The 16,778-nt window shown below is 60.1% G+C and carries 20 protein-coding genes; 11 read left to right on the forward strand and 9 right to left on the reverse strand.

The annotated features are described in order from the left end of the window. Positions 1-14: 14 nt before the first annotated feature. Genes ACQZ60_RS13490 through ACQZ60_RS13500 form a run of 3 tightly spaced genes read right to left on the reverse strand, consistent with a single transcriptional unit; the run spans position 15 to position 1,822 of the window. Positions 15-1,091 carry a 5-(carboxyamino)imidazole ribonucleotide synthase gene (locus ACQZ60_RS13490; RefSeq protein ID WP_020812291.1) on the reverse strand — a complete coding sequence of 359 codons (1,077 nt, stop codon included), beginning with the start codon at positions 1,089-1,091 and terminating at the stop codon, positions 15-17. Between the two features lie 11 nt (positions 1,092-1,102). After that, positions 1,103-1,570: a 5-(carboxyamino)imidazole ribonucleotide mutase gene (gene purE, locus ACQZ60_RS13495; RefSeq protein WP_035212960.1), complete on the reverse strand. Its 468-nt coding sequence runs from the start codon at positions 1,568-1,570 to the stop codon at positions 1,103-1,105. A 48-nt stretch (positions 1,571-1,618) separates the two neighbouring features. Next, on the reverse strand, positions 1,619-1,822 hold the full coding sequence (locus ACQZ60_RS13500; RefSeq protein ID WP_003497661.1) for a YdcH family protein: 204 nt from the start codon (positions 1,820-1,822) through the stop codon (positions 1,619-1,621). A gap of 235 nt (positions 1,823-2,057) precedes the next feature. On the opposite strand from ACQZ60_RS13500, the gene ACQZ60_RS13505 reads away from it, so the two are divergent. Then, positions 2,058-2,234 carry a YdcH family protein gene (locus ACQZ60_RS13505; protein ID WP_003506164.1) on the forward strand — a complete coding sequence of 59 codons (177 nt, stop codon included), beginning with the start codon at positions 2,058-2,060 and terminating at the stop codon, positions 2,232-2,234. Between the two features lie 103 nt (positions 2,235-2,337). On the opposite strand, the gene ACQZ60_RS13510 is transcribed toward ACQZ60_RS13505, so the two are convergent. After that, positions 2,338-3,102, reverse strand: coding sequence for a sulfite exporter TauE/SafE family protein (locus ACQZ60_RS13510; RefSeq protein WP_035262890.1), 765 nt, complete (start codon positions 3,100-3,102; stop codon positions 2,338-2,340). Positions 3,103-3,206: 104 nt separating this feature from the next. On the opposite strand from ACQZ60_RS13510, the gene ACQZ60_RS13515 reads away from it, so the two are divergent. The 6 genes from ACQZ60_RS13515 to ACQZ60_RS13540 all read left to right on the forward strand — a co-directional run bounded on the left by ACQZ60_RS13515 (position 3,207) and on the right by ACQZ60_RS13540 (position 9,922). Then, positions 3,207-3,860, forward strand: coding sequence for a thiamine phosphate synthase (locus tag ACQZ60_RS13515; protein WP_035262906.1), 654 nt, complete (start codon positions 3,207-3,209; stop codon positions 3,858-3,860). Positions 3,861-3,868: 8 nt separating this feature from the next. After that, positions 3,869-4,969 carry a tetratricopeptide repeat protein gene (locus tag ACQZ60_RS13520; protein ID WP_448735431.1) on the forward strand — a complete coding sequence of 367 codons (1,101 nt, stop codon included), beginning with the start codon at positions 3,869-3,871 and terminating at the stop codon, positions 4,967-4,969. Positions 4,970-5,133: 164 nt separating this feature from the next. Beyond that, positions 5,134-5,934 carry an inositol monophosphatase family protein gene (locus tag ACQZ60_RS13525; protein WP_035262908.1) on the forward strand — a complete coding sequence of 267 codons (801 nt, stop codon included), beginning with the start codon at positions 5,134-5,136 and terminating at the stop codon, positions 5,932-5,934. 201 nt (positions 5,935-6,135) lie between these two features. Beyond that, positions 6,136-7,152 (forward strand): hypothetical protein, encoded by a 1,017-nt coding sequence (locus ACQZ60_RS13530; RefSeq protein WP_003520359.1) that lies wholly within the window; start codon positions 6,136-6,138, stop codon positions 7,150-7,152. Between the two features lie 2 nt (positions 7,153-7,154). Continuing rightward, positions 7,155-8,186, forward strand: a complete 1,032-nt coding sequence (locus ACQZ60_RS13535; RefSeq protein WP_035262896.1) for a peptidoglycan -binding protein — start codon at positions 7,155-7,157, stop codon at positions 8,184-8,186. Positions 8,187-8,275: 89 nt separating this feature from the next. Then, on the forward strand, positions 8,276-9,922 hold the full coding sequence (locus ACQZ60_RS13540) for an FAD-binding dehydrogenase (protein ID WP_035262899.1): 1,647 nt from the start codon (positions 8,276-8,278) through the stop codon (positions 9,920-9,922). Between the two features lies 1 nt (position 9,923). On the opposite strand, the gene ACQZ60_RS13545 is transcribed toward ACQZ60_RS13540, so the two are convergent. Beyond that, positions 9,924-11,723 carry an ABC transporter transmembrane domain-containing protein gene (locus ACQZ60_RS13545; RefSeq protein WP_448735432.1) on the reverse strand — a complete coding sequence of 600 codons (1,800 nt, stop codon included), beginning with the start codon at positions 11,721-11,723 and terminating at the stop codon, positions 9,924-9,926. A 260-nt stretch (positions 11,724-11,983) separates the two neighbouring features. Here ACQZ60_RS13545 and rpmE point away from each other — a divergent pair, with 260 nt between their 5' ends. Continuing rightward, entirely contained in the window at positions 11,984-12,205 is a 222-nt protein-coding gene (gene rpmE / locus ACQZ60_RS13550) for a 50S ribosomal protein L31 (protein WP_003497640.1), read from the forward strand. A 157-nt stretch (positions 12,206-12,362) separates the two neighbouring features. On the opposite strand, the gene rcdA is transcribed toward rpmE, so the two are convergent. From rcdA to ACQZ60_RS13565, 3 genes are all read right to left on the reverse strand, one after another. Continuing rightward, complete coding sequence (gene rcdA, locus ACQZ60_RS13555; RefSeq protein WP_035262902.1) at positions 12,363-12,878, reverse strand: protease adaptor protein RcdA; 516 nt, start codon at positions 12,876-12,878, stop codon at positions 12,363-12,365. A 404-nt stretch (positions 12,879-13,282) separates the two neighbouring features. Further along, positions 13,283-13,474: a DUF1192 domain-containing protein gene (locus ACQZ60_RS13560; protein WP_003506186.1), complete on the reverse strand. Its 192-nt coding sequence runs from the start codon at positions 13,472-13,474 to the stop codon at positions 13,283-13,285. Then, a complete protein-coding gene (locus tag ACQZ60_RS13565) occupies positions 13,471-14,760 on the reverse strand; it encodes an MFS transporter (protein WP_035262904.1) in 1,290 nt (429 codons plus the stop codon). The genes ACQZ60_RS13560 and ACQZ60_RS13565 overlap by 4 nt, the downstream gene beginning before the upstream one ends. Before the next feature lie 137 nt (positions 14,761-14,897). Between ACQZ60_RS13565 and ACQZ60_RS13570 the strand changes: the two genes are divergently transcribed. Then, positions 14,898-15,053 carry a hypothetical protein gene (locus ACQZ60_RS13570; protein WP_003520354.1) on the forward strand — a complete coding sequence of 52 codons (156 nt, stop codon included), beginning with the start codon at positions 14,898-14,900 and terminating at the stop codon, positions 15,051-15,053. 89 nt (positions 15,054-15,142) lie between these two features. Here the strand turns inward: ACQZ60_RS13570 and ACQZ60_RS13575 are convergent, their stop codons facing one another. Further along, complete coding sequence (locus ACQZ60_RS13575) at positions 15,143-15,628, reverse strand: Lrp/AsnC family transcriptional regulator (RefSeq protein ID WP_031234302.1); 486 nt, start codon at positions 15,626-15,628, stop codon at positions 15,143-15,145. 161 nt (positions 15,629-15,789) lie between these two features. Here ACQZ60_RS13575 and ACQZ60_RS13580 point away from each other — a divergent pair, with 161 nt between their 5' ends. Together ACQZ60_RS13580 and ACQZ60_RS13585 are read left to right on the forward strand one after the other, a co-directional pair. Continuing rightward, on the forward strand, positions 15,790-16,356 hold the full coding sequence (locus ACQZ60_RS13580; protein ID WP_425645997.1) for a PPC domain-containing DNA-binding protein: 567 nt from the start codon (positions 15,790-15,792) through the stop codon (positions 16,354-16,356). Beyond that, complete coding sequence (locus ACQZ60_RS13585) at positions 16,343-16,750, forward strand: PPC domain-containing DNA-binding protein (protein ID WP_162936067.1); 408 nt, start codon at positions 16,343-16,345, stop codon at positions 16,748-16,750. The genes ACQZ60_RS13580 and ACQZ60_RS13585 overlap by 14 nt, the downstream gene beginning before the upstream one ends. The last annotated feature ends 28 nt before the right edge of the window (positions 16,751-16,778 follow it).

Genomic DNA, 16,778 nt, shown 5'->3' on the forward strand with positions numbered 1-16,778 from the left:
TTTGCCTTAAAAGACTAGGCTTTTCCTGTGCGCAAAAGCTCGGTCACATGGCCCATCTTGCGGCCCGGCCGTGCTTCCGTCTTGCCGTAGAGATGCACGAGACAGTCTTTTTTCGACAGCCATGCCGGCACATCGTCGATGTCGTCGCCGATGAGGTTGGTCATGACGCAATCCGAATGGCGATCCGTGCTGCCGGGCGTAAGGCCCGATACGGCCCGGATATGCTGTTCGAATTGCGAGATTACGCAGGCCGCCTCCGTCCAGTGGCCGGTATTGTGAACGCGTGGTGCCATTTCATTGGCGACCAGCGAACCATCCGGCAGGACGAAAAACTCGATGCCGATGATGCCGACATAATCGAGCGCGGCCAGAAGCTTTTCCGCCGATTGCACGGCAACCTCCCTGGCGGCGTCAGAAAGTGCGGCCGGAACGGTGGACGTGTGTAGAATGCCGTTCAGATGGACATTCTCGGCGGGATCGTAACAGGCAACGGCGCCGTCCTGGAAACGGGCGGCAATGATCGAAATTTCCCGCTCGAAGGAGATGAAGCTTTCGAGAATCAGCGGCACGCCGCCGAGCGCCGCAAAAGCGCCTGTAAGGTCTTCCCCACCGCGGAAAAGGCGCTGGCCCTTGCCGTCATAACCCATGCGGCGGGTTTTCAGCACGCCCTTGCCGCCGAAGGCGGCCAATGCGGCCTCCAGCTCTTCCTGGCTGTCCACGGCGCGGAAATCGGCGGTCGGGATGCCGCAGCCGTTGAGGAAGCGTTTTTCCGTCAACCGGTCCTGCGAGGCGCTGAGCGCTTTCGGAGGCGGATAGACGGGAACGGAGAGGCTGAGCTTTTCGGCGGCCGCGACAGGCACGTTCTCGAATTCGTAGGTCACGACATCGCAACGGCTTGCGAGTTCCGCAAGCGCGTTTTCATCGTCATATTCCGCCACGATCTGTTCGTTGCAGGCCTGCGCAGCCGGACAATCGGCCTGCGGTTCCAGCACGATGGTACGGTGGTTGAGACGGGCTGCGGCCATAGCTAGCATACGCCCGAGCTGCCCGCCACCGATGATGCCGATGGTCAGGTTGGTCGTCTTTGCCATCACTTTTGTCGTCACTGGGCGCTATCCATGGGATATTCCGCGACAGCCGCCGACTGGCGCGCACGCCAGGCATCCAGCCGGTCGGCGAGGTCCTCGTCGCTCAGCGCCAGAACCGCGGCGGCGAGAAGGGCGGCGTTGATCGCGCCGGCCTTGCCGATGGCGAGCGTGCCGACCGGAATGCCGGCGGGCATCTGCACGATGGAATAGAGGCTGTCCTGACCGGACATGGTCTTCGATTGAACCGGAACGCCAAACACCGGAAGCGGCGTCATCGAGGCCGTCATGCCCGGCAGATGGGCGGCGCCGCCCGCACCGGCGATGATGACCTTGAAGCCTTCGTCCTTCGCGCCATTGGCGAAGTCATAAAGCCGGTCCGGGGTGCGGTGGGCGGAAATGATGCGGGCTTCGTATTCGATGTCGAGCGCATCCAGCGTATCGGCGGCGTTCTTCATGGTCTCCCAGTCGGACTGGCTGCCCATGATGATGGCGACGGGGGGCGTTTCTGCTGTCACGTAATGTCTCCGGGCTCAGGCGATGATATCGGGAATGACCTGGTCTTCGAGCTGGGTCATCTTGTCCTTGACGGCCAGCTTCTTCTTTTTCATGCGCTGTATTCTCAGCGCATCGCAGCTGGTCTGGATCATCGCGTTGATCGCCGCGTCATAATCCTCATGCTCCTGGCGCAGCCGCGCCAGCGTGAGCCTGATGTCCGCCTGGTCCTGATCGGGCATCTCGTCATCCCCATTTTATGCCAGCCGGAGAGTGTCCGGCGCGTATGTCATCCGTTCTGGAGGCTCTATCATCAAATCGCGGTAACGGGAAGTTATCCCTTGCGACCAAATTGCCCACTTATTGCCTTCATTTCGCCTTCGACAAGCCGGTCGATCCGTGTCACATTGTCGTCGCAAACCTGAAACTCCAGCGATGGAGAGCTGGAGGTAGGTTCAAAAAGGAAGGACGTGCCGCATGACCATTCAGGCTCATATTGCATCGCTCGAAAAGAAACACGGTGCTCTGGAGGAGGAGCTCGAAAGTATTCTTGCTTCCCCGTCGTCTGACGATAGAGAGATCGCGGACCTTAAACGTCGAAAACTGCGCCTGAAGGATGAACTGCAGAGGCTCAAGGCCTCGACAAGACATTGATTTATGCCAGACCGTCGGCCTTCGATGAATGAAGGGTCGACGGTCTGAGCCTTTCGAGCTCTGGCGGCGAAAACCTGCTGCCAGAGCTTTTTTATTGTCGGATTTAGAACGGCAGTCCATCCCACAGCAGTTTAAGCGCCGCAATCAGCGCCATGGCATACATGAGTGGGTAAAACACGGCGGGTTTCAGATATTTCACCACCCTGGCGCCGGCAAGCGTCGCCAGCATCGCCACCGGCAGCAGGCTTGCCGATGTCTTGAGGTTGGTGGCGTCCAGCGCGCCGAGCGCGAAATAGGGAATGAGCTTGATCGCATTCATGATGGCGAAGAAGCGCACGCTCATGCCGGTATAGGTCTTTGGATCGAGCTTCAGCGGCAGAACATAGATCTGGAAGGGCGGACCGCCCGCATGGGCCACGAAACTCGCATAACCCGACAGGCTGGACCAGAGGGTCGCAGCCACCGGTCTTTGCGGCTTGGCCGGAATTTCCTGGCCCTTGCGGCTTTTGAAGCTCTCATAGAAATAACGCAGCACGAACAGGATCGTGACAGAGGCGACGACGAGACGCATGGCGTCCGCGGAAATGAGGCTTGAGGTCGCCCAGCCGAGCGCGATACCGGCGATTGCGCCCGGCAGCATGATGAGGAGCGTTTCCCGGTGGTTGTAGTGCCGCCAGGCAAAAAGCGCCACGATATCCATGACGATCAGGATCGGCAGGAAGATGGCCGCCGCCTGCACGGGCGATACGGCAAGCGCCATCAGCGGCACCCCCATCAGGGCGAGAGCGCCGCCCAGCCCGCCCTTGGAAAGGCCGACGAGCACGACTGCGGGGATGGCGACGAGATAAAAATGAAAATCGGTGAGCATGGATGGACGGTTGATCCTTTCGCCGGTCCGGTTTATCGGATTTGTCATATGAAAACGAGTGCAGATTGCGCGGTAAGCGTCTTCTGTCTGAAATGGACGAACCGATGACCCTAGTTGAAGATCGTTGCCGCCTTGTCCTGATCGTTCCGCAATCGGACGACGCGCAAAAGCAGGCGACAGAGGTGGAAGACGCATTGCGGGGTGGCGATGTCGCTTCCGTCATCATTCCGCAATATGGTCTGGATGACGCCGCTTTCCAGAAACGCGCCGAACTGATCGTGCCGGTTGTCCAGAAGGCAGGTGCGGCAGCGCTCATCGCCGGTGACAGCCGCGTTGCCGGTCGCGTGAAGGCGGATGGCCTGCATGTGGTTGGCAATGGCGAGGCGCTTGCCGAGGCCGTGGAAAAGTTCACGCCGAAGCTCATCGTCGGCGGCGGCAATGCGGATGACCGTCACAAGGCGCTGGAGCAGGGCGAGGCCAATCCGGATTATGTGTTTTTCGGAAAGCTCGAAGGGGACATCAAGCCGGAAGCGCACCCCAAAAACCTGGCGCTCGGCGAGTGGTGGGCCTCGATGATCGAAATCCCGGCCATCGTCATGGGTGGTACCGATGTGTCCTCGGTGGTTGCAGTGGCCGAGACCGGTGTGGAGTTCGTGGCGATGCGCAGCGGTGTTTTCGATAACGCCAGTGGCGCTGCCCAGGCCGTTTCTGAAATCAACGCCCTGCTTGACGAAAAAGCGCCACGGTTTGACGGTTGATACAGGCGATGATCATGCGCTCGGTTCACCTCTGCCTTTCCGTTTCGCTGCTGGCGCTCGCTTTCGGCGCGCCGGCGGGTGTTGCTTTTGCCCAGTCCGGGCCGCAGAGCGAAAGCAATGCACTTTCCCGCCAGCTGGAAAATGAGGCTCAGCCTACCCGTCAGGGCAGGGTGCAATCCGAAGAGCAGAAGGACTTGCAGCCGTCGGCAGGCGTGAATGTCTATCAGCGCATGGGCGCGGAGCTGCCGGCGCTGCCGCCTGAAAAGGAATTCAAGGGCCGGGTGGACGAAGCTTACGGGCATTTCCAGCGCGGCGAATATGTGCAGGCGCTCGACAAGGCGCTGAACCGCGCGCAGAACGGTGACGCAGCCGCCCAGACGCTGGTGGCGGAAATGATGTCGCGTGGTCTGGGCATCGCCCGTGACGAGAAGACGGCTGCTTTCTGGTACCAGCAGGCGGCTCAGGGTGGCGATCCCGTCGCCATGTTCAAATTCGCGCTGATCCTGATGGAAGGCAAATTCGTCACCCGGGACAAGGCGAAAGCCGACGATTTCATGCGCCGTGCGGCGGAAGCCGGCAACGCCTCTGCCCAGTTCAACTGGGGCCAGATACTGGTTTCGGAAAATCCCGGCGCCAAGGGTCTTTTGATGGCTTTGCCGTTCTATGAGAAATCCGCTGAACAGGGCATTGCCGATGCGCAATATGCGGTGTCGCAGATTTACTGGTCGCTCAAGGATGTGCCGGCCGAGAAGAAGACAAAGGCGCGGGACTGGCTGACACGGGCCGCGAAGGCGGGCTACGATACCGCGCAGGTCGATCTCGGCATCTGGCTGGTCAATGGTTTCGGCGGTGAGCGCAATCTGGATGAGGGCTTCCGCTGGCTCTACGGTGCGGCACAGCGCGGCAATGTCGTGGCGCAGAACAAGGTGGCGCATCTTTACATTCAGGCGCTCGGCACCCGGCCGGATCCGGTCGAAGCGGCCAAATGGTATGTGCTTTCCCGCCGCGCCGGGCTGAAGGATCCGTCTCTCGAGGACTTCTATCTCGGCATCACCGACGAGCAGCAGAAGAAGGCGATTGAGGCCGCAAATCGTTTCCGCCCGACGTGATGGAAGGGTAGCCTTGCCACGCCGGCGTTGACCCATGGGCTTTTTGCCTTGAATTTCCGCGCGTTTTGTGGTCTTGAACCGCAAACTTTCAATTCAAGAAAATAATGACGTGCCTGCCCGGTGAGCTTCCGGGCGGTTCGCAAGCTTTCCAGGAAACAACATCGATGGCCCGTTCAGCCCTTCTCAATGTCATGGTTCAGGCCGCCATCAAGGCGGGTAAGTCTTTGTCGCGTGACTTCGGTGAAGTGCAGAACCTTCAGGTCTCGGTCAAGGGACCGAGCGATTTCGTCTCGCAGGCGGACCTGAAAGCCGAGAAGATCGTGCGCGACGAGCTGATGAAGGCCCGCCCGACCTACGATTTTCTGGGTGAAGAAGGCGGCGAGGAAAAAGGCACGGACGGCGCACATCGCTGGATCGTCGATCCGCTGGATGGCACCACCAACTTCCTGCACGGCATTCCGCATTTCGCGGTTTCCATCGCGCTCGAGCGTAACGGTGAAGTCGTCGCCGGCGTGATCTTCAATCCGGCCACCGACGAACTCTACACCGCCGAGCGCGGTGGCGGCGCGTTCCTCAACGATCGCCGCATCCGTGTCGCTGCGCGCAAGGCGCTGACCGATTGCGTCATCGGCTGCGGCGTGCCGCATCTCGGCCGTGGCAATCACGGCAAGTTCCTGGTCGAACTTCGCCACGTCATGGGTGAGGCAGCCGGCATCCGCCGCATGGGTGCGGCTTCGCTCGATCTCGCTTATGTCGCCGCTGGCCGTCTCGACGGTTTCTGGGAAGCCGATCTTTCGCCATGGGACATGGCGGCAGGTCTGGTGCTGATTCGTGAAGCCGGTGGTTTCGCCTCCGACATCAAGGGCGGTACGGATATCTTCGGCAGCAGCTCCGTCGCTGCCGGCAATGAATATATCCACAAGGCGCTCGTTGAGGTCGCCAACCGTCCCATTCCGGGCCGCTGATTGGTTTTCGGCGGAAAACCTGCCGTTTTCTGCAAGTTTTAGACGCCCGGCGAATATTCGCCGGGTGTTTTTATTTTCCGTCATCCGGTTCCAGGCTGTTTTCGTGAAACGCCTGTGACGAAAGACCGGCTTTTCGCTTCAAATCGTCGCAATTTTCAAATAGCTTCCGCTGGATACCTGACCAGAGGGAATGCGAACGTTATGGCGGATTCGGAGCTGCTCGATCTTGGCGTCGAGAAACCGGTGACCACACGGCAATACAGCCACAAGCTGTCCAGCCCGACACCGTTTCTCTGGACGATGGTTCTGTTTCTGATCCTCGTGGGCTTTCTGGCGGCCATTCTTTACCGGCAGGCCCACACTGCCTTTATGACCAATCCGGGGCTCAACGGGTTCATTCTCGGCGTGCTGGCCATCGGCATCATTCTGGTGTTCACGCAGACGATGAGCCTGCGTTCCGAAGTGCGCTGGTTCAATGCCTTTCGCGCTGCCGGCAGCGTCGAAAAGGTCGGCCGTGCGCCCAAGCTGCTTGCGCCGATGAGCACGCTGATCGGCAAGCGTGGCGAAGTCCGGCTTTCTGCCGTTACGCAGCGGACGATCCTCGATTCCATCGCGACGCGCCTTGACGAGACGCGTGACACATCGCGTTATCTCGTCGGCCTGCTGGTGTTTCTCGGCCTGCTCGGCACCTTCTGGGGCCTGATCGGCACCATTGGCGCCATCAGCAATGTCATCCAGTCGCTCGATCCGAGCGCCGGTGACAGTAACGATATTCTCGGCTCCCTCAAGGCCGGCCTGACCGCGCCGCTGGCGGGCATGGGAACGGCCTTTTCCTCGTCGCTGCTCGGTCTTTCGGGTTCGCTGATTCTCGGCTTCCTCGATCTTCAGGCCGGCCGCGCCCAGAACCGTTTTTATACCCAGCTCGAAAACTGGCTTTCCTCGGTGACGGATACCACGGAAGGGCCGAGGGAGTTCAAGGGCGAACCCGGCGCCGTGGTCAGCACCGAGCGCTCGCTTGCGGCCATGACCAGCCTTGCCGAAGGCATTCAGGGCCTGGTCAAGAACATGCGCAGCGAACAGCAGATGTTGCGTGACTGGATCGAAGCGCAGCAAGAAGAATCGAAATCGCTCCGCCGCACGCTCGACCGGCTGTCGGCGCGGATCGACAGCGACACGAAATCTTCCGGACGCACCCGGCACGATAACGGGAGCGAGTAGCCATGGCGCTTGCGCGCAACCGCCGCCGCGACAGGGGCGTGGATTATTGGCCGGGTTTCGTCGACGCGCTTTCGACGCTGCTCATGGCCATCATGTTTCTGCTCACGGTCTTCGTGCTAGCGCAATTCGTTTTGTCGCGGGAAATCACCGGCAAGGATGAGGTGCTGACACGTCTCAACAGCCAGATTGCGGAACTGACCGAACTTCTGGCCATGGAAAAAGGTAACAAGCAGGATATTGAGGACGCACTCGCGAGCCTGCAATCCACCCTTGCCGCATCCGAAAACGAGCGCTCGCGCCTGCAGTCGCTTCTCGATGCGGGATCTGGCAACAACGCAAGCGCCAATGCCCGGATCGGTAGCCTGACCGGCGAACTGGACGACCAGAAACAGGCCAATTCCCGTGCCTCCGCGCAGATTGAATTGCTTAACCAGCAGATTGCGGCGCTGAGGGCGCAGATCGCCTCGGTGGAAGCCGCGCTTCAGGCCTCGGAAGCCAAGGACGCCTCTTCTCAGGTCAAGATCGCCGATCTCGGCCGCCGTCTCAATGTCGCGCTGGCGCAGCGGGTGCAGGAACTGAACCGCTATCGCTCCGATTTCTTCGGGCGGCTGCGCGAAATCCTGTCGGATCGCGAAAACATCCGCATTGTCGGTGACCGGTTCGTCTTCCAGTCCGAAGTGCTCTTCCCCTCCGGCGGCAATGAACTCAACCCGGAAGGGCAGGCGGAGATGGAGAAGCTGGCTGTCGCGCTGCTCGATCTCGCCAAGGAAATCCCGGCGGAGATCAACTGGGTGCTGCGCGTGGATGGCCATACGGATAATGTCCAGCTTTCCGGTTCCGGGCGTTACCGGGACAATTGGGAGCTTTCCTCGGCCCGCGCCACCTCGGTGGTGAAATTCCTGATCTCCAAGGGCGTGCCGGCAAATCGGCTGGTCGCCGCTGGTTTCGGCGAATATCAGCCAATTGCCGAAGGCGATACGCCGGAAGCACGGCAGCAGAACCGCCGTATCGAACTCAAGCTTACCGAGCGCTGAAATCGCGGACCGCGTCATCGCGGTTGCCTTCTGATGAAAGTGAATTTACGTTCGCGTAAACGTAATTCCGTCATATCTGGGAGGGGCTGATGGAAGGCTATGATGTGGTCGTTGTCGGTGCAGGGCTTGCCGGGCTGGTGGCGGCAACCGAGGCGGCTGAGCGGGGTTTCAGCGTCTGCGTCGTGGATCAGGAGGGTGAGCAGAACCTTGGCGGGCAGGCCTTCTGGTCGCTGGGCGGACTGTTTTTCATCGATAGTCCCGAACAGCGCCGGATGCGGGTGCGAGACAGTCTCGATCTTGCAAGACAGGACTGGCTCGGTTCGGCCGGTTTCGACCGTCCGGAGGATTATTGGCCGCGCCGCTGGGCGGAGGCCTATCTCGATTTTGCTGCCGGTGAGAAACGCGAATGGCTGCACCGCATGGGCATGCGCTGGTTTCCCGTTGTCGGCTGGGCCGAGCGCGGTGGCAGCCTTGCCCACGGCCATGGCAATTCCGTTCCGCGTTTCCATGTAACCTGGGGCACGGGTCCGGGCGTACTTGCACCCTTCGTAAAAAAGGCGAAGGCCGTGGCGGCAACCGGACGGCTGTCCTTTCGCTTTCGCCACCGGGTCGATCGTCTGGAGATCGCCGACGGCCGGGTGACCGGCATTTCGGGTGCGATTCTAGCGTCCGACCCCGTGCAACGCGGGCAAGAGAGCAGCCGGGAAGAGCAGGGCGATTTTATCTTCGCCGCTGCGGCGGTCATCGTCAGTTCCGGCGGCATCGGCGGCAATCAGGAACTGGTGCGGCGCAACTGGCCGGTGGAACGGCTGGGCCAGCCTCCTGCCAGCATGGTCTGCGGTGTTCCCGCGCATGTGGATGGCCGCATGATCGCCATTACGGAAACGGCCGGCGGAGCCGTCATCAATCGTGACCGCATGTGGCATTATACCGAGGGCGTAAAGAACCACGATCCGATCTGGCCGGGTCACGGTATCCGCATCCTGCCCGGTCCCTCGTCCTTCTGGTGCGATGCGGATGGAAACCGCCTCGCCGCTCCCGCCATGCCGGGTTTCGATACGCTCGGTACGCTAAAAATGCTTGGCGAACGCGGCAGCGGCCATAGCTGGTTCATTCTGACCAAGGCGATCATCAAGAAGGAATTTGCGCTTTCAGGCTCGGAACAGAATCCGGATCTGACCGGCAAGGATATAAGGCTGCTGCTCAAACGGCTGGGCAAGGAACCACCGGGACCGGTGCGTGCCTTCATGGAGCGCGGCGAAGATTTTGCCGTTCGGGATACGCTGGAAGAACTGGTGGCAGCGATGAATGCCATCAGCGGCGACGACCGGCTGAATATAGACCATATCCGCCATCAGATAGAAGCGCGCGACCGCGAAATCGAAAACGGTTTCAGCAAGGATGCGCAGGTAACGGCCATCCACGGCGCGCGCCGTTATCTCGGTGACCGGCTGATGCGGACGGCAAAACCGCACCGATTGCTCGATCCGGCAATGGGGCCGTTGATTGCCGTGCGGCTGCATGTGCTGACGCGCAAGACGCTTGGCGGCCTTCATACCGATCTTGAGGCGCGGGTGCTGGATGCTGCCGGTGCGCCGGTGCCGGGCCTTTATGCCGCCGGCGAAGTGGCGGGTTTCGGTGGCGGCGGCATGCATGGCTATAATGCGCTGGAGGGCACGTTCCTTGGCGGCTGCCTGTTTTCCGGCCGCGTCGCGGGGCGCAGAGTGCTGGCGTGATCTAGGCCTGGGCGCGCAATTCGTCCGGCCCGGTCTGGAATTGCAGCCGGGCAAGCCGCGCATAAAGGCCATTCTGGCGAATGAGGCTCTGATGCGTGCCTTCTTCGATGATGCGGCCTTCATCCATCACCAGAATGCGGTCGGCCTTCAGCACGGTGGCAAGGCGATGGGCGATGACGATGGTGGTGCGGGTTTTCATTAGCTCATCGAGCGCCTTCTGCACCAGCGTTTCGCTTTCCGCATCCAGCGCCGAGGTGGCTTCGTCCAGCAGCAGGATTGGCGCATTGCGCAGAATGGCGCGGGCAATGGCGATGCGCTGGCGCTGGCCGCCGGAAAGCGTCACGCCGCGTTCACCCACCTGCGTATCATATCCGTCGGTGAGACGTTCGATGAAGCTGTCGGCCTGTGCGGCGATGGCGGCGATGCGCACTTCCTCGCGCGTCGCATCAGGCCGGCCAAAGGCGATATTGTCATGAATGGAGGAGGCGAATATCGCCACATCCTGCGGAACGATGGACAGGCGCGCGCGCAGATCGGCAAGGGTGACGTCGCGAATATCCGTGCCATCGACGGTGATGCGGCCCTGCTGCGGATCGTAAAAGCGCATCAGCAGCGAAAAGACCGTGCTCTTGCCGGCACCGGAAGGCCCGACGATGGCGACGGTTTCGCCGGCGCTGACCTTGAAGGAGAGGCCGGAAACGATCGGCCGCCCTGTCGCGAGCGGATAGACGAAATCGACATTTTCGAACTCGGCCTCGCCGCGTGGCGGCTGCGGCATGGCGACGGGCGATGTGGGTTCCGCGACGGGCGAGTGCTCGTTCAGCAGTTCGGAAAGCCGTTCGGCCGCACCGCCCGCCTGCGCCAGTTCACCCCAGACTTCGGAGAGCTGGCCGAGACCGCTTGCCGCGATGACCGAATAAAGCACGAACTGACCGAGCGTGCCCGCGGTCATGCTGCCCGACAGCACGCTTTGCGCGCCATACCAGAGAATGCCGACAACGCTGCCGAAGACGAGCGCAATGGCGACGGCGGTGAGGATGGAGCGGGCGCCGATGGCGGCGCGTGCGCCCTGATAAGCGGCTTCCACGGAAGCGCCATAACGGGCATTCGCCAGCACCTCGGCATTAAAGGACTGCACGGTGCGGCTCGCCGCAATCGTCTCGGAAGCATAGGCGGCGGAATTGGCCAATGTGTCCTGCGTGGTGCGGGAGCGGGCGCGAACCGAGCGCCCGAAGGCGATCAGCGGAAAAACGATGAAGGGAATGGCAAGCAGCGCAAGGCCGGAAAGGCCGGGGCTGGTGTAGATCATCATCGCCACCGCGCCGCAGCACATGATGATATTGCGCAGCGCTACCGAGGCGGACGAGCCAAAAGCCGAGCGAATCTGCACGGTATCGGCGGTCAGCCGCGAGGTCAGCTCGCCGGATCGATTGCTATCGAAAAACTGCTGCGACAGGGTGGTGAGATGGGCAAAGACATCGCGGCGCAGATCGGCAACGACCCTTTCACCGATGGTCATGACGTAATAATAACGCATGGCGCTGGCGAGAGCGAGGACAACGGCAATCGCCAGAAGCATGGCGAAATAGCTGTTGATCATGCCGCCATCCGGCGTCTGGAATCCGTGATCGATGATGCGGCGAACGGCAAGCGGCAGGGCGAGTGTCGTGGCGGAAGAAAGCACGAGAGCGAAAAGGGCGGCCGCCATCAGGCCGCGATAACGCCCGAGATAGGGAAACAGGCCAAGAAGCGGCTTCAGGCTTCTTTGTTTCGCCGCTTTCTGCTCGTCAATGTCTGCCACGTCCTCTATGCTCCTCATTCCCTGCCGTTTTGGGCCTTTTGCGGGTGAATTTCCGGTGTGCGGCAAAATTCCCGCCTCTTTGGCCATCTCCTTTCACAAGGGGATAGCAGGCTCTTGTTATCTGGGCGACCTTCATGTATAGGCTCCGCATCGAATTGGGAAGCCATAGCCCATCTGGTCTATGGCTTCATTTATTGAAATGGCTCAGTTGACGCAATTGCGGCAAATGGACCGCACGTCACTTAACCAGGAAGATTGTCATGAAGGCTGATATCCATCCCGATTATCACACGATCAAGGTGGTCATGACCGATGGCACCGAATACGAAACCCGCTCCACCTGGGGTTCGGAAGGCGCCGTCATGAACCTTGAAATCGACCCCAAGTCCCATCCGGCATGGACGGGCGGCAACCAGCAGCTTATGGACCGCGGTGGTCGCGTTTCCAAGTTCAACAAGCGTTTCGGCGGCCTCGGCCTCTGATCCTCTTGCGGACGGATCGTTTAAAAAAAAGCCCGGTTTTGCCGGGCTTTTTTGTTGCCATTTTTCGGCGATGGCGCTCGCGCCCGCGTAGCACGCAAAAGAAAAAAGCAGGCTGGTGAGCCTGCTTTTCAAATTGTCCGGATAAGATCGTCTTTTCTCAGTTGATCGAGAAAGCCGTGCGCAGAAGATTGAGCTGCGCCTGCACGCTGTTTTCATTGTCCGGCACCTTGGCGGCTTCGGACGGGCGATAGATTTCGCGGTCGAGCAGGGCGATGCGGTTCTGGAGACGCAGCGAGCGCTCGATGAGGTCGCGGAAGGATTCCGGCAGGTCGTTCCAGCCGGGCGCGTTGCGGTCGACGTTGAAGCTGTCGAGTCGCACCTTGTTCTTTTCATTCAGAACCTGATCGCGCGTCATTTCGCCGTTGTTGACGGCGCGCTGCAGAAGCAGCCAGGAGGCCATCTGCATCAGGCGGGTGGTGAGGCGCATCGATTCCGCCGCATAAAGCACCGAGGCCATACGCGGCAGCACCTTGGAGGCGGCGCGGCCGGCGCCGTCGAGATAACTTGCCGTTTCCTCAACCAAGGTCATGCCTTCGGTATAGAGGGTCTTGAACTGGTTGGAAGCAGCCGCGCGACCCGCAAAGCTTATGGTATTTAAAACCTGTTCCGACATTTTCTTTAAATCCCTGCTCACGCACCACACTGTCAGGCAACGACGACCCGGATATTTTGTTCCGGCCTTTAGTGTTTTCAGGATGGTATCTTTACCTGAAATGCGCAAGGCAATTATTAAAGAAGGGTTAATACCCACAGTTTTACGGAAACCGGCCAGCGGCAAAAAAAGAGCCGCGAAAGCGGCTCTCAAGGTAAAACAGGGAGAAAAATCAGACCAATTCGCCGTATGGAGAAGATGCCTGAGGTCCAGAAGAACTGGACATGTATAGTAATCTCTCAGAAAGCTTAATTTTTGGTTAATGGTAAACGAAAGACTGCCCCGTAATATTCATTTTCGGGCGCCGGCTGAGCCGTAGCTTACAGAAGCGGAAGTGCAGTCGTGTACCTATTCTGCAGTGCGCATCAGGATCGGAAGAGATTTTCCGCCGCCTGCCTTCCGGCGGATTTCCGTGTCCTCTCCTCTTCGAGTCGGGTGATTTCGGCTTGCAGAAGATCGATACGGCTGCTCAGCTCGTCCACGGAAAGAAGGCTGAGATCGCCTCCGATCTCATGCGCTGCCGGTTTTTGCGGACGGTCATCGTCAAAGAGGCTCATATGCCTGCTCCTTTTTCCACATAGTCGCCATCGTCGCCTGGATATTGCGGCGCGCGCGGGTCAAGCGCAATACTTTCCGGCGTGACGAGCGGTGAGGGCGTCGTTGGCATCATCGTCGAGAAATTGTCTTTTTCCTCGGTGGAAAGCGCAGCGCGCCGGCGGCTTCTGATGATGGCATAGGCGGTGATGAGCAGATGCGCCACAGCCGTCACCAGGAACAGCGCATAGGGGCCGAAATGGGTCATGATCGCGCCGCCGAGCGTCGGGCCGATGATGGTGCCGATGCCGTAAAGCAGCAGCAGACCACCGGAAACCTTGACGAAGTCTTCCGATGCGGCGAAGTCGTTGGCATGGGCCACGGCGATGGGATAGAGGGCGTTGGCGGCGGCGCCATAAATGGCGATCATCGAAATCAGCACATAGACATCATGCGGTTGGACCACCGCGACAGCCAGGCCGGCGACCGCGCCAAGTCCGGCCAGCCCGGCCAGCACATAGCGGCGGTCTATCCGGTCTGAGAGCCGGCCTGCGGGAAATTGCGCCAGCGCACCGACGAAAATCGTGACGGACACCATGATGGCGATCATGGTCGGGTCCAGCCCTGCCCGCGCACCGAAGACGGCGCCGAGCGTACCGTAAGCGCCGTTGGCAATGCCTATCATCAGGATGCCGATGAAGGAAACCGGTGAGTTGCGGTAAAGGGCCGGCAGATCCAGCTTCACCTTCTGCAACGGCTGTGGGCTCGCCGCCTTCGAAAGCGTGGCCGGCAGAATGGCGATGCAATAGATGATGCCGCAGATCATGAAGAGCGAGGTATTGCTGATATCGCCCATCGGCACGATCATCTGCCCCGCCACGACGCCGAGCAGCGTGATGGCGATATAAAGCGAGAAGATCATGCCACGACTTTCATTGGTGGCGCGCTCGTTCAGCCAGCTTTCGATGATCATCGAGGTTCCGGCCGTGCAGAAACCGGTAAGCGCGCGCAGCGCGATCCATGAGGTGTCGTCGATGATAAGGCCGGTCATCAGCACCGTCAGGCACACCAGCGCCACGAAGGACCCGAATGCCCTAACATGCCCGGCGCGGCGCACGATGGCAGGCGCGACAAAGCAACCGACGACGAATCCCGCCGCCCAGGAAGTGCCCAGAAAGCCAAGAATTTCATTGGAGTAACCTTCCGCCGAACCACGCACCGGCAGCACGAGGCCCTGGAGGCCGTTGCCGAGAAAAAGAAACAGAGTGCTGGATAAAAGAGCGAATACGGGTAGAAGATTTCTGCTCATGAAAACACTCTCATGCGTTCGTACGGACGGTCGGACAGGTCATAGGACGGGCGTTACCCGAATGAGTTGCACTCTTCTGGTGAACGGTAAAAATGTCCAGCCTGTGACGATGCAGAAATAAAGAAAAGGCTCAATAAATGACGAAGGCGATCGGCCTTTTTTTACTGCTGGCCATGGTGGTCCAGATCATCCGGCCGCTCGGTCTGCCGGGCCTGAAAAAAAGAGGCGATTGCTGGAAGATCGCGGTTGCCGCCTTTGTCATCTGGTCGGTGACGCTGCTTCTGCGCCCGTAACGAAAAAGCCACCCGTCGGAATGGTTTCAAGGGCTGGCAAAGTGCGAAAATCTCTCCACCGTACCATTCCTGTCCGCGGTCAGGCCCATTCAGCCAGACGGAGGCTCGGCATCGGGTACAACTGACAATGTGTGCTTGAGGCATTTAAGTGCGAAACAGGAGCGGGAATGGCGCACACCCTCGATCTTGTAGAGCTTGCGGCGCAGAAACTGCTCGTAGCCCGCGGTTCCCGCCACCGCCACCTTGATGAGATAATCATATTCGCCGGTTGTCAGATAGGCTTCCAGCACTTCGGGAAGAGCGGCCATGGCCTTACCGAAACGTTCCAGAACCTCATCGTCGTGACGTTCCAGCATGACCTCGATGATCACCGTCTCGGCCAGTCCCAGATGGGCCTGATCGAGAATGGCGGTATAGCCGCGAATGACCCCTTCGTCTTCCAGCCGCTTGACGCGCTGCCAGCAAGGGCTGGGCGACAGCCCCACCTTTTCCGATAGTTCCGTATTGCTCAGCCTGCCGTTCTCCAGCAGGGCCCGCAATATTTTGCGGTCAATTCTGTCCAGCGGCTTCGTCATGCCGGCCTCCCTGAAATATATCGCAAAAAAATCTGCCGTCCGTGGGGCCGCTTGCGAAAGAAGTGTTTTCCGAAGGGCACTTTGGCGGCGCCATTCGAAAGCACCTTTGGCTGGTCTTTGAGTACCGTACTGCAAGGTACAGGCAGCAGGGAGGAGCAGGCATGGCACCAACACAGCAACAGCATTTTCCAAGGCCGAGAACGCTGATACACCCCGGTATTTCTTCGCCGGTGCGTATCAACAGCCTGCGCTCGCCGTCTGCGCGTCATATGCGGCTGTTCATCGCGCCGGGGTGCAGCCTCTACGATGGCATCGTGCGGTCTTTGGCCGCAAACGGCATCGAAAATGCCTCTTTGACCATTCTCGGCGGTTATTTCGACATCCTGTCCTATTGCGTGGCTCCACCCGATCCCTCCGGCAGGGCGGTCATCGCCTATACGAAACCCATCGATGCCGGGGCGGCCTGGCTGGTTTTCGGCAACGCCACGCTGGGGCGGAGCATGAAGGGCGAGCCGATCGTGCATTGCCATGCCGCCATGCGGACTTCGGCGGGTGTGGTCAAAGGCGGCCATTTGCTGACGGAATCCTGTATCGTCGGCGAAGGCGGCATTTCCGCACTTGTGACCTCGCTCGACAGTTTCGTGCTGCAGCAGTCCTTCGATCCCGAAACCAATATTCCCCTTCTTCAACCCAGGAACCGCACGGAGCGCGCCGATGAACACGCATAACATTGTCGAATCCGGCTCCATGGGCCGCGTGGCCTATGCCCGCATCGCGCCCAATGAAGACCTCGTGCTCGGCGTCGAGAAACTGTGTCTGGCCGAAGGTTTCCGTAATGCCTTCGTGCGCGGCGCGCTGGGCAGTCTGGTGGATGCGTGCCTCGGCACCCGCAGCGGCGCGTTTTTGCAGATAAGCGGTCCTGCCGTTGAGATCGTTTCGATTGCCGGTGAGGTGCGCGCCCAGCCGGATGGCTCCCTGCGCGCCGCGCTGACCGGCGTTGTCGCCGATACCGATGGCGCGGTTTACGGCGGTCCCTTCATCGCTGGCGCCAACCCCGTATGCATGACCTTTGAGGTGACGCTGGAAGAATGGTTGCCTGCGGAAAAGCCGCAGGCGGCGTGAGGTACGGTAAGGCGGGCGGTGGAGTTGC

The organism is Agrobacterium sp. 22-223-1, from assembly GCF_053522385.1.

Bases quoted from the DNA above. Each gene is read 5' to 3' on its own strand.
- ACQZ60_RS13490 (WP_020812291.1), bottom strand. From the start codon at position 1,091: ATGGCAAAGACGACCAACCTGACCATCGGCATCATCGGTGGCGGGCAG.
- purE (WP_035212960.1), bottom strand. From the start codon at position 1,570: ATGGGCAGCCAGTCCGACTGGGAGACCATGAAGAACGCCGCCGATACG.
- ACQZ60_RS13500 (WP_003497661.1), bottom strand. From the start codon at position 1,822: ATGCCCGATCAGGACCAGGCGGACATCAGGCTCACGCTGGCGCGGCTG.
- ACQZ60_RS13505 (WP_003506164.1), top strand. From the start codon at position 2,058: ATGACCATTCAGGCTCATATTGCATCGCTCGAAAAGAAACACGGTGCT.
- ACQZ60_RS13510 (WP_035262890.1), bottom strand. From the start codon at position 3,102: ATGCTCACCGATTTTCATTTTTATCTCGTCGCCATCCCCGCAGTCGTG.
- ACQZ60_RS13515 (WP_035262906.1), top strand. From the start codon at position 3,207: ATGACCCTAGTTGAAGATCGTTGCCGCCTTGTCCTGATCGTTCCGCAA.
- ACQZ60_RS13520 (WP_448735431.1), top strand. From the start codon at position 3,869: ATGATCATGCGCTCGGTTCACCTCTGCCTTTCCGTTTCGCTGCTGGCG.
- ACQZ60_RS13525 (WP_035262908.1), top strand. From the start codon at position 5,134: ATGGCCCGTTCAGCCCTTCTCAATGTCATGGTTCAGGCCGCCATCAAG.
- ACQZ60_RS13530 (WP_003520359.1), top strand. From the start codon at position 6,136: ATGGCGGATTCGGAGCTGCTCGATCTTGGCGTCGAGAAACCGGTGACC.
- ACQZ60_RS13535 (WP_035262896.1), top strand. From the start codon at position 7,155: ATGGCGCTTGCGCGCAACCGCCGCCGCGACAGGGGCGTGGATTATTGG.
- ACQZ60_RS13540 (WP_035262899.1), top strand. From the start codon at position 8,276: ATGGAAGGCTATGATGTGGTCGTTGTCGGTGCAGGGCTTGCCGGGCTG.
- rpmE (WP_003497640.1), top strand. From the start codon at position 11,984: ATGAAGGCTGATATCCATCCCGATTATCACACGATCAAGGTGGTCATG.
- rcdA (WP_035262902.1), bottom strand. From the start codon at position 12,878: ATGTCGGAACAGGTTTTAAATACCATAAGCTTTGCGGGTCGCGCGGCT.
- ACQZ60_RS13560 (WP_003506186.1), bottom strand. From the start codon at position 13,474: ATGAGCCTCTTTGACGATGACCGTCCGCAAAAACCGGCAGCGCATGAG.
- ACQZ60_RS13565 (WP_035262904.1), bottom strand. From the start codon at position 14,760: ATGAGCAGAAATCTTCTACCCGTATTCGCTCTTTTATCCAGCACTCTG.
- ACQZ60_RS13570 (WP_003520354.1), top strand. From the start codon at position 14,898: ATGACGAAGGCGATCGGCCTTTTTTTACTGCTGGCCATGGTGGTCCAG.
- ACQZ60_RS13575 (WP_031234302.1), bottom strand. From the start codon at position 15,628: ATGACGAAGCCGCTGGACAGAATTGACCGCAAAATATTGCGGGCCCTG.
- ACQZ60_RS13580 (WP_425645997.1), top strand. From the start codon at position 15,790: ATGGCACCAACACAGCAACAGCATTTTCCAAGGCCGAGAACGCTGATA.
- ACQZ60_RS13585 (WP_162936067.1), top strand. From the start codon at position 16,343: ATGAACACGCATAACATTGTCGAATCCGGCTCCATGGGCCGCGTGGCC.